The sequence below is a fragment of the Pandoraea pneumonica genome, assembly GCF_049918595.1.
Taxonomy (GTDB): Bacteria; Pseudomonadota; Gammaproteobacteria; order Burkholderiales; family Burkholderiaceae; genus Pandoraea; species Pandoraea pneumonica_A.
This window is the reverse complement of sequence record NZ_JBNCRZ010000001.1, coordinates 240,303-254,807: the sequence shown is the minus strand read 5'-3', so window position 1 is coordinate 254,807 and position 14,505 is coordinate 240,303. Positions and strand designations below refer to the sequence as shown.

Below are 14,505 nucleotides of genomic sequence, written 5' to 3'. Positions count from 1 at the left end.
CGTCAGTCGGACGCTGCACCGGTCGTCAAACGGGCCTGCGGTTGGAATTCCTCGGCGAGGAATTCCACGCAGGCCCGAACTTTTGCCGACGACGCCACGCGCGACGGATACACCGCCCACACGTTGGCGGGTTGCGTCACGTCAGGCAGTACCTGCACCAGCGCACCGCGCTCGATGAGCCCGCCCACATCCCACATCGATCGCAACAAGATGCCTTGTGCATCGAGCGCCCATTGCACGGCGACTTCGCCGTGATTGGTCGAGAGCGGCCCGGTCACCTTCAACGAGACCGCTTCGCCGCGCTGTTGCAGCCGCCACATGCCGAACGGATGATCGCGCTCCTTGATGACGATGCACGCGTGCCCCGTCAGTTCGCTCAATTGCCGAGGTGTGCCGTGTTGTTCGAGATACGCGGGCGACGCGCACAGCACGCGATGGTTGTCGGCGAGTTTGCGAGCAATCAAATGCGGGGCGATGTCGTCGCCAATGCGCACGTCGAGGTCATAGCCTTCGGCGGCCACGTCGACGATGCGGTCGAACAAATCGAGCCTGACGTTGAGTTGCGGGTGACGTGCGCGTAGGCGCGACATGGCGGGCGCGACCACGTGGCGGCCGAACCCGAAGCTGCTCGACACCCGAAGCGTGCCGCGTGGCACTTGCCGCGTGCTCGACACGTCTTCCATCAGGTGATTCACGTCGTCCAGAATCTTTTCCGCCCACGCGTAGACCCGCTCACCGGCGTCGGTAATCGCGACGCGCCGGGTGGAGCGGTGCAGGAGCCGTGTGCCCAGATCGGCTTCGAGCATGCCCACGCGTTTGCTGACATACGCGGGCGAGACGCCCAGCGCCTCGGCGGCGGCGGAGAAGCTCGCGCGGCGTGCCACCTGACAGAACACGCGCAGATCGTCGAGATTGGGATGGGGATTGACGGGTTTATTCACGATTCGTGGACAGTGGATTAACCAATCGGGTGATTTTATCCGCTTCGGAATGGAATACCCTAGGGCCTGTTCCCCCTAATTCGTCTAACAGGAGACACCCCCATGACCGACCAAGCCCAACGCCCCCTGCGCATTGCCGTGATTCCCGGCGACGGTATCGGCAAGGAAGTGATGCCCGAAGGCCTGCGCGTGCTCGACGCAGCGGCCAAGCGTTTTGGCATCGCGCTCGAGTACCAGCACATCGAATGGGCGAGTTGCGACTATTACGTCGAGCACGGTCAGATGATGCCGGATGACTGGAAGCAGCAACTCGAGGGCGCGGACGCGATTCTGTTCGGCGCGGTGGGTTGGCCCGACACGGTGCCCGACCATATTTCGCTGTGGGGGTCGTTGCTGAAATTCCGTCGCGAGTTCGATCAGTACATCAATCTGCGCCCGGCGCGTTTGTTCGACGGTGTGCCGTCGCCGCTGGCAGGCCGTCAGGCGGGTGATATCGATTTCATGATCGTGCGCGAGAACACCGAGGGCGAGTATTCGTCGATTGGCGGTGTGATGTTCGAAGGGACCGAGCGCGAGTTCGTGGTGCAGGAGTCGGTCTTCACGCGCCACGGCACCGAGCGCGTGCTGAAATTCGCATTCGATCTCGCACAGCAGCGCAAGCGCAAGCACGTGACGGTCGCGACCAAGAGCAATGGCATTTCGATCTCGATGCCGTGGTGGGACAAGCGCGCAGCCGAAGCGGCCGCGCAGTACCCGGACGTGACGTGGGACAAGCAGCACATCGACATTCTTTGCGCGCGCTTCGTGTTGAACCCCGATCGTTTCGACGTGGTGGTGGCGTCCAACCTGTTCGGCGACATCTTGTCGGATCTGGGCCCCGCATGCACGGGCACGATCGGCATTGCGCCGTCGGGCAACCTGAACCCGGAAGGCAAGTTCCCGTCGCTGTTCGAGCCGGTGCATGGCTCGGCACCGGATATCGCGGGCAAGAACATCGCCAACCCGATCGGCATGATTTGGACGGCGGCGATGATGCTCGACTTCCTTGGCAAGAGCGAAGGCCGTGCCCGCGAAGCGCACGACGCGATTCTCGCGGCCGTTGCCAAGGTCATCAAGGAAGGCCCGCGCACCGGTGACATGGGCGGCAAAGCCAACACGACCGAAGTGGGTCAGGCGATTGCGGCGGCCGTCTCCGCCGGCTGAAGCGTTGCCTCGCTAGACGCTGTCTCGGCGTCGCGCGGCGCAAAGTGCCGGTTCGGCACCGCTGGCACGCCGAGATTCTCACGGAACGTCCGGCCTTCGTAATGCGTACGGAACAAGCCGCGCCGCTGAAGCTCGGGCACGACGAGATCGACGAACGAGGTAATGCCCGCTGGCGCGCTCGGAAACATGATGTTGAAGCCGTCGGCGGCCCCCGTCTCGAACCAATGTTGGAAGTCGTCGGCAATCGACTCAGGCGTGCCGACGAGCACGCGATGGCCGCCAGCGGTAAAGCGCGTGTAAAGCTGGCGCACGGTCGGTTGCTCGCGACGGATCCAGTCCACTAAGAGCTTCTGACGGCTCTTGTGCGAGTTGGTCTCCGGCACATGCTCCGGCAACGGCACTTTCGCATCGAACGGCAGACTGCCGAGATCGATGCCAAGGCTCGCGTAGTTCGCCAATGCGTGCAAGGCGACGGCTGGGTCGCGATGTTCGAGCAACGAATCGTAGATCGCGTCGGCTTCAGCCTGCGTGCGCCCGACGATGGGCGCGACACCCGGCAGAATAAAAATATGTTCCGGGCGGCGTCCGTACTTGAGCGCGCGCGTCTTTACGTCGGTGTAGAAAGCGCGAGCGTCCTCGATATCTTGCGCCGCGGTGTAGAGCAGTTCGCCAGCGCGCGCGGCCAGTTCGCGGCCTGCTTCGCTGGAGCCTGCCTGTGCAATCACCGGCCAGCCTTGTACGGGTCGCGGCGCACTTAGCGGGCCGCGCACGCGGAAATGCTTGCCACGATGATCGAGCTTGCGCACGCGCGTCGGGTTGGCCCACTGGCCGGTGGCTTTGTTGCGTGGGAAGGCGTCGTCGGCGTGACTATCCCAGAGGCCCGTCACCACGTCGTAGAACTCGTTGGCGCGCTCGTAGCGCAGTGCATGGTCGACGTGATCGTCGCGGTTGAAGTTCTCGCCACCGCCCGTCGAGGTCACCAGATTCCACCCAGCCCTGCCGCCCGACAGGTGATCGAGCGACGCGAAGGCGCGTGCCACGTTGTAGGGCTCGCTGTAGGTGGTGCTCACCGATGCCACGAGACCGATGTGTTGGGTCGCCCCCGCGAGACCCGCGAGCAGCACGACCGGGTCCCAGCGTGGCGCGCCCGGGCTGTGCGCGAGCGAAACCGGATCGGTCGACATGAAGAGGTTGTCGAAGAAGAACAGCGCGTCGAAGCAACCGCGCTCCAGTTCTTGCGCGTAGTGGCGGTAGCGATCGAAGTTCAGATGCGCGTCGGTGTCGGTATCGGGATGGCGCCAGCTATCGCCCTGCACGCCGGAACCCGACATGTAGGCGCCTAGCCGGAGCTTGCGGGCAGGTTGATTCATAGCGCTCAGCGTCTCGTCGCAAGGCATCGGAAACGTTCACCTTACCGAGCGCCGTGCGGGCGCACAAACAACGAAATCCGATAAGCAAACCCGCATTGACTGCGATAACCATCGCAACAATCGATGGTTTGGCGCGCGTGACCCTCTGCATAGACTGGCCCGTCCGACAACTCTCATCGCTGCGCTCGCGCGTGGTGCCATGTCATGACATATTCGCTCTCTCGCGCCGCCCCTCTCGTTACGAGCCAGATCAGCCAGCGTTGGCCGACATGGCGTTCGCGCCTGCGCCGTGCATTGGTCGTTGGGCTGAGCGTCGCCGCGATTCTTCCGTTCACCTCTGTGAAGGCACAGGAAAAACCTGTGCTCGTCGTGGGCGATCAGGCATTCAATGCGCAGAGTTTGTTCGAAGCGTCCGGTGTACTGCGCGACGCACCGTACACCATTGCGTGGAAGCAGTTTCCCGCAGGCACGCCGGTGATCGAAGCCGTTAACGCAGGCGCGCTCGACATCGGCTTACAGGGCGATGGCCCGGTGTTGTTCTTAGCAGCGCAGGGTGCGCCAATCAAGGTCATCGGCATCTATCGCGACAGTCCCGACAGCGTTGTGCTGCTCGCAGGCCCGCACACGCAGATCACGACGGTGGAGGATCTCAAGGGCAAGACAGTGGCGATCACGCGAGGCGGTTGGTCGCAGCAATTGGTGCAGGCGGCGCTCACCTCGGCGGGGCTTCCGCTCGACGCCGTGAAGTATTCATATCTGGCGTCGGTCGATTCAGCCGCGGCGTTGCAGGCGGGCAAGGTGGATGCCACGGCCACATGGGAGCCGTACGTGTCTCGCTTGCGTCAGGCGGGGGCGCGTACCGTCGTCACGGCCCGCGGATTGATTGCCGCGCAGAGTTATCTGTCGACAACACAGAAAGTGATCGATACCAAGCGTGAGTTGTTGGGAGACTTTGTGCAGCGCTATCAGCGCGCGCGTGACTGGTCGCTGGCCGACGCACGGCATATCGATCGCTACGCCGACGTGTGGGCAGCCAAGTCACGCATCGACCCGAAGCTGGCGCATCAGTGGTTCAGTACCTCACGTGTGCGTTACGAGCCGCTCACCGATGCGGCCATTGCCGAAGCGCAGAAAAGCGTCGACGACTTCGTGAAGACGGGCACGCTGACCAAAGGCTTCGACGTGACAGGGCTGTTCGACACGTCGTTCAACAAGTTCACGCAGGCGGCGCGCTAGGCCGTTACGCGTACACAACGTCCCGCGTCGTTCACGTGCGCTCGCTACAATGCTCGCCAGCGTGCGGGCATTGTCGCTCGCGCGTCCACGGGGAAATGCGTGACAGCCAAGGTTCAATCCACTCTCGTCGGGGTTAATGCGTTTGGTGTGTGCCGCCACGTCGTCATCGTGGCGTTTGAAGGCGTGGAGGCCATCGACGTCGCCGGACCGGCCAGTGCCTTCGCCAAGGCATCGCTCGCGGTGCCGGGCGCTTATCGCCTCACCATTGCATCGCCGTACGGCGGCAACGTGCATACCAGCGCAGGGTTGTCGCTGGCAGATACGCAATCGTTAGCGGTGCTTGCGGCGGCAGCCCCTCCGGACACCGCGTTCGACACGATTATCGTGGCCGGTGGCGAGGAGGCTGCACTGCGCAGGGCGATTCTCGACGATGGCGCAGCGCAGTGGCTGGCGCAGGCGGCTCTGCAAGCACGTCGTGTGGCCAGCGTATGCACGGGCGCATTCGTACTGATGGCGGCTGGTCTGCTCGACAAGCGGCAATCGACGACGCACTGGCGCGCTTGCGATCGCCTTGAATCCATGTGCGCAGACACGCAGGTGCAGCGCGGACGCGTGTTCGTGCGCGACGGCAACGTCTGGACATCGGGTGGCGTGACCACCGGCATCGACATGGCATTGGGCATGATCGAAGCCGATCTCGGCCGCGCGGTGGCGATGGATATCGCACGAGACCTTGCGTTGTTCGTGGTGCGTGGCGGGGCGGAGTCGCAAGTCAGCCGCTCGTTGACTTTGCAAAGTGATGCGTCGTCGCCAGTGCGCGACGTGATCGCATGGATCGAAAGCCACCTTGATGGCGATTTGTCCGTCGATGCGCTGGCCGCTGTCGCGCGCATGAGTCCGCGCAACTTCTCGCGGGCGTTTTCCAAAGAAGCGGGCATATCACCCGCGCGCTACGTCACCCGTTCGCGTCTCGACTTCGCTGCGGCGCTGTTGCGTCAGACGCCGTGGACACAAGAGCGGGTCGCGCAACGTAGCGGTTTTCAAAGTGTCGATGCGCTGCAACGGGCGTTTCGCACGACGTTCGGCAAATCAATCGCTGACTATCGGCGCGACGCCTAATCATCGCTGTGACTTAGGCGTTGGAATGTATTCCATGGCTAGCGTCACAATGTCGCGCTCGGCGGGCCCATAGCGTCGCTCGATATCGGCGAGCGATTGCGCGAACTGCGTCATCGCGTTGCTGTCGCGCGTTAATGCGAGGGGCCTTGTGGTGCCGGAGGCCGGGGCCGTGGTGACGAGCGTCAGGCCGCTTGCCATTCGTACTTGGCCGATCGACGCCGCGCTGGCAGGTGTCGCGATCACTGTCGTGCGCCAAGTACGCGACCATGCGTCGGCGGTCAGCGCGAGTGAAATATCGTCGACACCCTCAGCCACCGGAATGGCGAGCGTTTCGTGACGCCATACGCTCACGGCATTGGCAGCGATTGTCCACAAGCGTCGCGCGTTGAGTTCGAAGCCTGCGCTGGTATGGCGTGCCGACCAGTCGCTGGCACCGAGCCATTGCGCAACCGCGAGCGCTCGATCACGTCCCGCCAAGCCTTCAACGAGGGCGAGCGACACGGGAATGGACGCGCTGACGCCGGTGGTGGTCACGATGCCGTTATCGTGCAGATATCGAACATCGGGCACATAACTGGCCGTGGGATTGGCATCGCGCAGGTCGCTTCGATCGTACCAATGACCGGTGAAGCGACGCCTCTTGAGCAGCCCCGCCTGACTCAGCACGCGTGCACCGGAGCAAATACCGACGATCATCGCGCCGTGCGCGGCTTGCTGCTGTAGCCAGCGAAGCACACGCGGGTCGTCATCGGTGTGCATGGCGGGCACGATCACGATATCGGCCCCGTTGGGATGCTGGGCATCGAAGGCGGTGAGGGTGGTGTCGGGCACGATGCGCAACGCGGGCATCAGCGTGACCTCGCCAGCTTCGAGCGCAACGGCCTGTACGCGCCCGACGCCCGCGCGCTTGAGGACGGCATAAGGGACTAGAAAATCCGTTGTCTCCGTACCGTCGTTCAACGCAACGACGGCGATGACAGGTTCACGAGGCCGTTTCGCTAACGCGTCGAAAAGGTCTTGCTGTGCGGTGGCGCTAATGTCGCTGCCCGGGGCGTCGGGACTGGCGAGCGCGGCTGCCGGGATGATCTGGGCAACCAAAGCGCAGAGTAAGGACAGGAGAGAAAGAAGGCGGGGCATCGACGCATCGTGTGAAGCAAGGAGCCCTAGCGTAGCGATGCCCCGGTCGCTATCGCAATGACAGCGATGCCGCAGATTCTGCCAAGGCTCACGCAGTGGCGCGCTTCGCCGCACTCAGCCCGCCGCCGAACGCGCGCGGGCGCGGTGCATCGACCTTTTCGCGCAGCAACGCCACCGCGCGTTGTGCGCGCGCCGACAACGCCCACTCCGAGCGATGGATCAGCCATAGCGTGTCGACGACAGGCGGGCCGCAATCGACCACACGAATCGCGTCCTGCGAAGCAAACGCTTGCCGCGCGTACTGCGGAATGACCGTGAAGCCCAGTCCGCGCGCGACGTATTCCAGAATCAGGCTGATTTGATTCGTGCACCCATGGCTCGGCAGGCTGCGCACACCCGGGTTGCCCGGGAAGCGGCGGCTGAGCAAGCGCGTCGACATCGCTTCACCGTCCGGGTGATCGATGTAGCCGATGCGTTTGAGGTCTTCCCACTTATGTACGTCGTCTCCGGCGGGCACGACGAGTTCGAGGGGTTCCTGCGTGAACGGCGTAGCAGCCAAACGTGGATCGTCCGGGCGCAGCGTGACCAATCCCAGTTCGTAATGGTTTTGCAGCACGCCTTCCAGCACTTCCGGATCGGGCGCGAACCGATGCCGCACGACCATCGAGGGGGTGGCCTGCTGCATGTCCAGCAGGATGGGACACAGATACAACCCAATGCTGCCCGGTGTGATGAGCGTGATTTCGCCGCAATCGTCGTCGGCGTCGTCCAGCCGCGAGCGCAGATGACGGCTCGCGCATTCGACTTCCGCGCAATACGCGAGCACCGCGTGCCCCGCTGGCGTGAGCTCGATCGCGCGCGGGCGCCGCACCAGCAGCGGCCCAAACTCGTCTTCGAGATGCTTCACGTGCTGGCTGACCGCCGCCTGTGTGAGGCCCAGCCGGTCAGCCGCCCGCGTGAAGTTGCCCAGCTCCGCCAGCGTCGCGAAGGATTTGAGCCATTGGGGATTAACCATAATGAACTGTTATCGATTTGATAATGTGCAGATGGTTTTCATTATAGCGATGTCGGACTAACATTGCTCTCGTCGGCTAACCCGCCGCTAAAGCACATACCCCCCATACCGTAGAGAACACCATGTCCGCCTTGTTTTCCCCGTTTGAACTGAAGAGCGTCAAGCTGCGTAATCGCGTGGCGATTCCCCCGATGTGCCAGTACAGCGCCGTCGATGGCCTGATTAACGATTGGCACCTTGCCCACTACGCCGGATTGGCACGCGGCGGTGCCGGGCTCGTCATCGTCGAAGCCACGGCCGTGTCGCCGGAAGGCCGTATCAGCCCGGGATGCACGGGGTTGTGGAACGACGAGCAAGCGCAAGGTATGGCCCGTATCGCCTCGGCCATCAAGGCGCACGGCGCCGTGCCCGGCATCCAGATTGCGCACGCAGGCCGTAAGGCCAGCGCAAACCGTCCGTGGGAAGGCGACGATCACATCGGTGAAGACGACCCGCGCGGCTGGCCGACGATCTCGCCGTCCGCTGTCGCGTTCGGCGGCCACCTTGGCAAAGTGCCCAAGGCGATGACGCTCGACGACATCGCTCGCGTGAAAGCCGACTTCGTGGCAGCGGCACGTCGTGCGCTGGCGGCTGGCTTCGAATGGCTCGAATTGCATTTCGCCCACGGCTATCTGGCGCAAAGCTTCTTCTCGCCGCACGCCAATCATCGTGAAGACGCCTACGGCGGCGACCTCGCGGGGCGTAGCCGATTCCTGCTGGAGACGCTCGCTGCCGTGCGTGAAGTGTGGCCGGAGCATCTGCCGCTGACCGCGCGTTTCGGCGTGCTCGAATACGACGGCCGCGACGAAGAGACGCTGGCCGAGTCGATCGCGCTGACGCGTCAAATGCGCGAGGGCGGTCTCGACTTACTCAACGTCAGTGTCGGCTTCTCGACGCCGAAGGCGAAGATTCCTTGGGGTTCGGCATTCCTCGCCCCGATCGCCGAACGCGTGAAGCAAGAGGCCGGAATTGCCGTAGCGTCGTCGTGGGGTATCGACGACCCGCACGCGGCTGATCGTGTGGTGGCCGATGGTCAGATGGACCTCGTGATGATTGGCCGCGCGCTGCTCGCCAACCCGCACTGGCCGTACTACGCCGCGCGCGAACTCGACGTGTCGCGCCCGTCGTGGGTGCTGCCCGCACCGTACGCGCACTGGCTCGAACGCTATCAGGTGCAACGCGCTGCTTAAGCGTTGCCTGAGCGATTTCAAGCATCGCGTGTGACTGCCGCCTTCGGCCAGTCACAAGAGAACGCCCCCGCTCGTATGTCGACGCGGGGGCGTTCTTATTGCAACTGCTATGCCGATCAGTTGCGCGCGAACGGCAGTTCGACTTCTGCCGGAATCGGGCAGACATACGGACGGCCTTGACGACGTTCGAGCAGTTCCGCCTTTGCCTTGGCGAGCAACTCCGGCGAGCGGAACAAATCGAGTGCCGAGGCGGCAAGCGTCTTGGCCGCGAGCAGCATGCCCTTATGCGCCAGCGTGCTCTTGCCCTGCGCCACCAACTGCCACGAGTGGAACGGCGTGCCGAACGCATAGCAGGTCGTGAAGCACTGCGCGGTCGGCGTGATCCAGCTCACGTCGCCCACGTCGGTCGAGCCGTGCAGCGTCGGTTCGTTGCCCGCTTGAAACAGCGCCACGTGATCGAACAACGGCTTCGGGTTGCGCCAAGCTTGGCCCAGCGTGCGCGTCGCACCTTCAATGTCTTCTGGTGAGAGCGACGTGTCTTGCACACGACGCGCGTAAGCGACTTCTTCCTCGTCGTATTGCGGTGCGCCGAACGTCTCCAGATTGCGATAGACGACTTCGTTGAGCACGCTGTTTTGCACGAGATTCGAACACGCCTTGTCGAACACCACATCGACTGTGCAACCCGTCATCAGCGCGGCGCCCTTGGCGATGTTCTGCACGCGCTCATACAACTCCGATGCCTGATCGTTGCGCGGTGCGCGCACGAGATACAGCACCTCGGCGTTGGCCTGCACCACGTTCGGCGACGTGCCGCCGGTGTTGGTCACCGCGTAGTGCACGCGCGCATCGGGCAGCATGTGTTCGCGCATGTAGTTCACGCCAACGTTCATCAGTTCCACGGCGTCGAGCGCGCTGCGACCCAGATGCGGCGACGCGGCGGCGTGAGAGGCTTTGCCGTGAAAGCGGAAGTACGCCTGCACGTTCGCCAGTGAGCGTCCGTTAAACACGCCGTTGTGCACGGCGGGGTGCCACGAGAGGGCCGCGTCGAGATCGTCGAACAGACCGGCGCGCGCCATGAACGTCTTGCCTGAGCCGCCTTCTTCGGCGGGGCAGCCGTAGAACCGCACTCGGCCCGGTTGCCCGGTGGCGTCGAGATGCGCCTTGACGGCAGCCGCAGCAAGGTGCGCGGCGGTGCCCAGCAAATGGTGGCCGCAACCGTGTCCGTTGCCGTTACCGATTTCCGCCGACGGCTGGCATTGCAGTGCGCCCGCTTCCTGACTCAAGCCGGAAAGCGCATCGTATTCACCGAGAATGCCGATGATCGGGCCGCTGTCGCCAGCCTCCGCGATGAACGCCGTGGGAATGCCCGCAACGCCGCGCGTCACGTGAAAACCCGCGGCTTCCAGCACTTCAATGTGCAATTCGCTCGAAGCGAATTCTTCGTAGCGCAGTTCCGCGAGATTCCAGATCTTGTCGGCTAGTTCGGTGAACTGCGGGGTGTGTTGCTCGATGTAGTCGAGCGGCGAAGCGATGTCAGACATGGAGTCCTCCTGAAGGGTTAAGCGAGGCGCGCGTCAGAATTTCTGACGAAAGCCGAGCGCGAAGACGACGGGATTGATGCCGGGCGTACTGAGCGGGTCGGCACCGAAAGAAAGGGTCGATTGCCCGTAGTTGCGAAAGCCGCCCACGCGCGCATAGAGGCCGGTGAGCTTCGAGAATTGGTAGTCGTAGCCGAGCAGTGCGCCTACCGCGTGGTCGAGCTTGCCGGACACGTTTCGGTAAATGACGCCAGCACGCACCACATGCGGTCCACGCTGCCACACCATGCCCAGCGAATAGACCTGCGCGGTGAACGTGCCCGGGCCGTTAGGGCGCGTGAGCACATAGCTCGCCGAGCCCATCGTTTCGCCGAACTGATACGTGGCGCTGAGCATGTAAGCGTCGGTGCGCGGGCCGTTGGGCGGCGCACCGGGCGTCGTGCTCGTGTTGGCCCACACGGCGTTGTACGAACCGGAGAGCATGAGCGGGCCGCGGCCGTAGTTCACTACCGTGCCGATGTTGCTCGCGTTCGGGCTAGACCCGGCTACGTTGCGCGAGGCATAAAGCACGGTCGCGGTGAGGCCTGCGATATCGGGCGTTTCGTAGCTCATCGCGTTGTCCACGCGCGCTTGAATCGCAGCGGCACCGGGGCCGAGGTCGGACACGACGAGCGCACTCGTCGCGTACGGCGAGAGCTGGCCGACTGAAACGAAGGGGTCGATACCTTCCGGGCCGATGGCGGGATATTGCTTGCCGAATTTGACCGTGCCCCATTCGGCAGATGACAGCGAGACGTTGGCTTCGCGGTTGTAGAACGCGCTGCTGCTTTGCGCTTTGCCGCTCATCAGATCGAAGCCGCTCTCGAGGCGAAACGCGGCACGCATGCCGCCGCCAAGGTCTTCCGTACCGGTGATACCCCAGCGTGACGTCGATGCGCCGCCGGAGAGCAATTGCAGGTTCTCCTGCCCGCTATTGCGTGAATACATGAGGAAGCTGTCGACAGCGCCGTAGATCTGGACGGCGGCGCTCGCAGGCGTCACCGCCGTGAGGCTGGCACCGGCCGCGGCCAGTGCGAGCGAATATCGTAATTTCATGTCTCTCTGAATCTTGTAGTTGGTATGTTTTTGCTGGGCCGCACGGCGCTCGCGACGGCCCTTGCACGGGAATTCGGGCGTGCGAAGGGCCGGGCCGCGCGCCGAAGCGGCGGCCATCGAGCACAGCATTGGGTGCGAGAAGCTAGGTGGGCGGTTACGCCTTATGGGCGGATGGCGCACTATCCGCAGGGCGCTCGGGGAAGCACCACAGCGCGATCTGGCTCACGACGCCGCAGGCGAGCAGGTACCACGCGGGCGACATCGCGTCGCCGGTGCGGTGCAGCAGCCACGTCACGTTGAACTGCGCGAAGCCGCCGAAGATCGTGACGCCGAAGCTGTAGATCATCGCGAGCGCGGTGGCCCGCACGCGGCGCGGAAACGCTTCCATGATCAGCAGAAAGTACGAGCCGGTGCCGAGCGATGCGATACCCATCACCACGGTCACGATGCCGATCATGAGCGGCACGGACGGCGCAGTCGTCAGCCACTTGAACGCCGGGTACACGCAGAGCAGCGTGATGAGCGACGTGACGATCACTACCGGTTTGCGACGTTTCACGCGGTCGGTAATCCAAAGGCCAGAGATAAGCGACGACACCATAATGATCGCGCCCGATGCGCAACCGGCCAGAAACGACGTTGCCACCGGCAGATGCAGCGTGCGCACGCCGTAAGCGGGCATGAAGAACACGATGATGTAGAGCATGGTCGTGCCGCCCACGAGCAACAGCGTGCCGAGCAGCACGCGCCCGAGGTAGTTGCGCATGATTTCGCCCAACGCGCTCTCTTCGCGCTCGGGCGCTTCGAAGGTCTCGTCGAGATTGCGGCGGATGTACATGCCGACCGGGCCGACCATCAGCCCCAGCACGAACGGCACGCGCCAGCCCCAGCTTTCGAGCGACGCGGGCGTGAGCAGCGACGACAGCAGCGCGCCCGAGAGCGCACCGAGCAATGCCGCAGCGCCTTGGCTGACCATCTGCCAGCACACCATGAAGCCGCGCCGCGATGCGGGGCCCGACTCCATCAGGAACGTCGTCGACGCGCCGATTTCGCCGCCTGCGGAAAGCCCCTGCAACAACCGGCCGAACACGATCAGCACCGGCGCGATCACACCGATGCTTGCGTAACTGGGCGTGAGTGCGATGAGCGCCGTGCCGACCATCATCAATGCGATGGTGAGCGAGAGCGCAGCACGACGGCCCGCGCGGTCGGCATAGTTGCCGATCAGAATGCCGCCGAGCGGACGCATCACGAACCCGACGCCGAACGTCGCCATGGCCAGCAACAGCGGCCCGGCGCCGGAATCCACCGGGAAGAAGTTCTTGCCGATGATGCCAGCGAAGAAGCTGAACACCGTGAAGTCGAACATCTCCAGACCGTTGCCGACCGAAGTGGCGACAATCGTCCGGCGACGTGCGGCACGCGTGCTGGCATCGCTAGACGCGGGTGATGAACTCGCTGCCGGTGCCGACGGCGGGGACGAACTGGCAAGCGCGCCGTTCAGAGGCGGGGCGGCGTTAGGCGTCATACGGGTTGTCTCCATGCATTGGGGGTGTCGTTCTGTCCATGCGCACGCACGCATGCGACGATTCGGGCCGATAGTAATCAAGCCGTAATAATCCCGATACGCATAAATTCTTATCCTGATAACATCCATTTATCAGTGATAACCCTCGGTATGTAGCGATGAAACTCCACCAATTGCGCGCGCTCGTGGCAATCGCCAGCACTGGCAGCATTCACGAAGCGGCGCGCACGCTGCACGTGACGCAGCCCGCAGTCACGCGCGCGTTGCGAGATCTCGAAACGGAAGTGGGATTGATGCTGATCGTGCGCAGTTCGACCGGGGTGTCGCTCACGCACGAGGGGCGTGCGCTGCTTCAGCGCGCAGAGTTGATCGTCAATGAGATGACGCGTACGGAAGCCGAGATGACACGCTTGCGCGATACCCGGCAGGGACGTGTGTCGATTGGCGTGACGCCGCTCTCGGCGATCACCGTGCTGCCCAAGGCGTACAACCGATTTCGGCAGACGATGCCCGACGTGACGCTCGAATTCTCGGAGTTCAGTGCGTCGCAGCTCGTCGAGCAGTTAAAGAGCGGTGCGCTCGATTTCGCGTTGGGCTCCGGCGTCGACGGCCGCGAATTTGCTTCCGTGCGCGCCGTACATCTGGCGACGTTTCCGATGTGGTTTTCCGTGGCACGGCGCGGGCAGTTGGCCAACGCCACATCGCTCGCCGATTTGCAGGACGCCGAATGGCTGCACACCGGACCGTCCAGCGAATTTCAGGCGTTTCTCACGGAGTTGTTTGCGCGCCAAGGGCTGGCCCCGCCGCGTCGCATCACGCGCTGCGCGTCGCAGACGCTCTTCTACAGTCTGGCGGTGAACAGCAATGTCGTGACGTCGTGGACCCACCTTGCGCTGCGCACCGAAGGCGCAGCGGAAGAACTCAAGACGCTCGATCTATTGGAGCAACCGCCCGCACGAAAACTCTTCCTGCTGTTTCGCGACAGCGCGATTCTCACCGCGCCGGCGGAATACTTCGTGCGTTGTATCGAAGACGCGGTGAAGACCGAGCAAGGCACACGCGCAGGCAAGGCGTCGAAGGCCGACCGGTAA

At 63.6% G+C, this 14,505-nt stretch carries 12 protein-coding genes; 5 read left to right on the top strand and 7 right to left on the bottom strand.

The genetic code is table 11. From position 1 onward, the window contains the following. Positions 1-2 precede the first annotated feature (2 nt). Positions 3-941 carry a LysR family transcriptional regulator gene (locus ACPWR9_RS01230; RefSeq protein ID WP_426312494.1) on the bottom strand — a complete coding sequence of 313 codons (939 nt, stop codon included), beginning with the start codon at positions 939-941 and terminating at the stop codon, positions 3-5. A 102-nt stretch (positions 942-1,043) separates the two neighbouring features. Between ACPWR9_RS01230 and ACPWR9_RS01225 the strand changes: the two genes are divergently transcribed. Continuing rightward, complete coding sequence (locus tag ACPWR9_RS01225) at positions 1,044-2,144, top strand: tartrate dehydrogenase (RefSeq protein WP_426312493.1); 1,101 nt, start codon at positions 1,044-1,046, stop codon at positions 2,142-2,144. Here the strand turns inward: ACPWR9_RS01225 and ACPWR9_RS01220 are convergent. Beyond that, on the bottom strand, positions 2,111-3,514 hold the full coding sequence (locus tag ACPWR9_RS01220; protein WP_426312492.1) for an LLM class flavin-dependent oxidoreductase: 1,404 nt from the start codon (positions 3,512-3,514) through the stop codon (positions 2,111-2,113). The genes ACPWR9_RS01225 and ACPWR9_RS01220 overlap by 34 nt on opposite strands. Before the next feature lie 204 nt (positions 3,515-3,718). Between ACPWR9_RS01220 and ACPWR9_RS01215 the strand changes: the two genes are divergently transcribed. Together ACPWR9_RS01215 and ACPWR9_RS01210 are read left to right on the top strand one after the other, a co-directional pair. After that, the gene (locus ACPWR9_RS01215) at positions 3,719-4,750 is read left to right on the top strand and encodes an ABC transporter substrate-binding protein (RefSeq protein WP_426312491.1); all 1,032 of its coding nucleotides are present in this window, start codon (positions 3,719-3,721) and stop codon (positions 4,748-4,750) included. A 99-nt stretch (positions 4,751-4,849) separates the two neighbouring features. Next, positions 4,850-5,869, top strand: a complete 1,020-nt coding sequence (locus tag ACPWR9_RS01210; protein ID WP_426312490.1) for a GlxA family transcriptional regulator — start codon at positions 4,850-4,852, stop codon at positions 5,867-5,869. Here the strand turns inward: ACPWR9_RS01210 and ACPWR9_RS01205 are convergent, their stop codons facing one another. Both ACPWR9_RS01205 and ACPWR9_RS01200 read right to left on the bottom strand, forming a co-directional pair. After that, the gene (locus ACPWR9_RS01205) at positions 5,870-7,006 is read right to left on the bottom strand and encodes a DJ-1/PfpI family protein (protein WP_426312489.1); all 1,137 of its coding nucleotides are present in this window, start codon (positions 7,004-7,006) and stop codon (positions 5,870-5,872) included. 88 nt (positions 7,007-7,094) lie between these two features. Next, positions 7,095-8,021, bottom strand: coding sequence for a LysR family transcriptional regulator (locus ACPWR9_RS01200; RefSeq protein ID WP_426312488.1), 927 nt, complete (start codon positions 8,019-8,021; stop codon positions 7,095-7,097). Positions 8,022-8,143: 122 nt separating this feature from the next. Here ACPWR9_RS01200 and ACPWR9_RS01195 point away from each other — a divergent pair, with 122 nt between their 5' ends. Beyond that, the gene (locus ACPWR9_RS01195) at positions 8,144-9,250 is read left to right on the top strand and encodes an NADH:flavin oxidoreductase/NADH oxidase (protein WP_426312487.1); all 1,107 of its coding nucleotides are present in this window, start codon (positions 8,144-8,146) and stop codon (positions 9,248-9,250) included. Between the two features lie 116 nt (positions 9,251-9,366). Here ACPWR9_RS01195 and ACPWR9_RS01190 read toward each other — a convergent pair whose 3' ends face one another. The 3 genes from ACPWR9_RS01190 to ACPWR9_RS01180 all read right to left on the bottom strand — a co-directional run bounded on the left by ACPWR9_RS01190 (position 9,367) and on the right by ACPWR9_RS01180 (position 13,414). Further along, a complete protein-coding gene (locus ACPWR9_RS01190; RefSeq protein WP_426312486.1) occupies positions 9,367-10,794 on the bottom strand; it encodes a M20 family metallopeptidase in 1,428 nt (475 codons plus the stop codon). Positions 10,795-10,827: 33 nt separating this feature from the next. Then, positions 10,828-11,886, bottom strand: a complete 1,059-nt coding sequence (locus ACPWR9_RS01185; protein ID WP_426312484.1) for a porin — start codon at positions 11,884-11,886, stop codon at positions 10,828-10,830. 154 nt (positions 11,887-12,040) lie between these two features. Then, positions 12,041-13,414, bottom strand: coding sequence for an MFS transporter (locus tag ACPWR9_RS01180; RefSeq protein WP_426312483.1), 1,374 nt, complete (start codon positions 13,412-13,414; stop codon positions 12,041-12,043). Between the two features lie 158 nt (positions 13,415-13,572). On the opposite strand from ACPWR9_RS01180, the gene ACPWR9_RS01175 reads away from it, so the two are divergent. Next, positions 13,573-14,505, top strand: coding sequence for a LysR family transcriptional regulator (locus tag ACPWR9_RS01175; protein ID WP_426312482.1), 933 nt, complete (start codon positions 13,573-13,575; stop codon positions 14,503-14,505).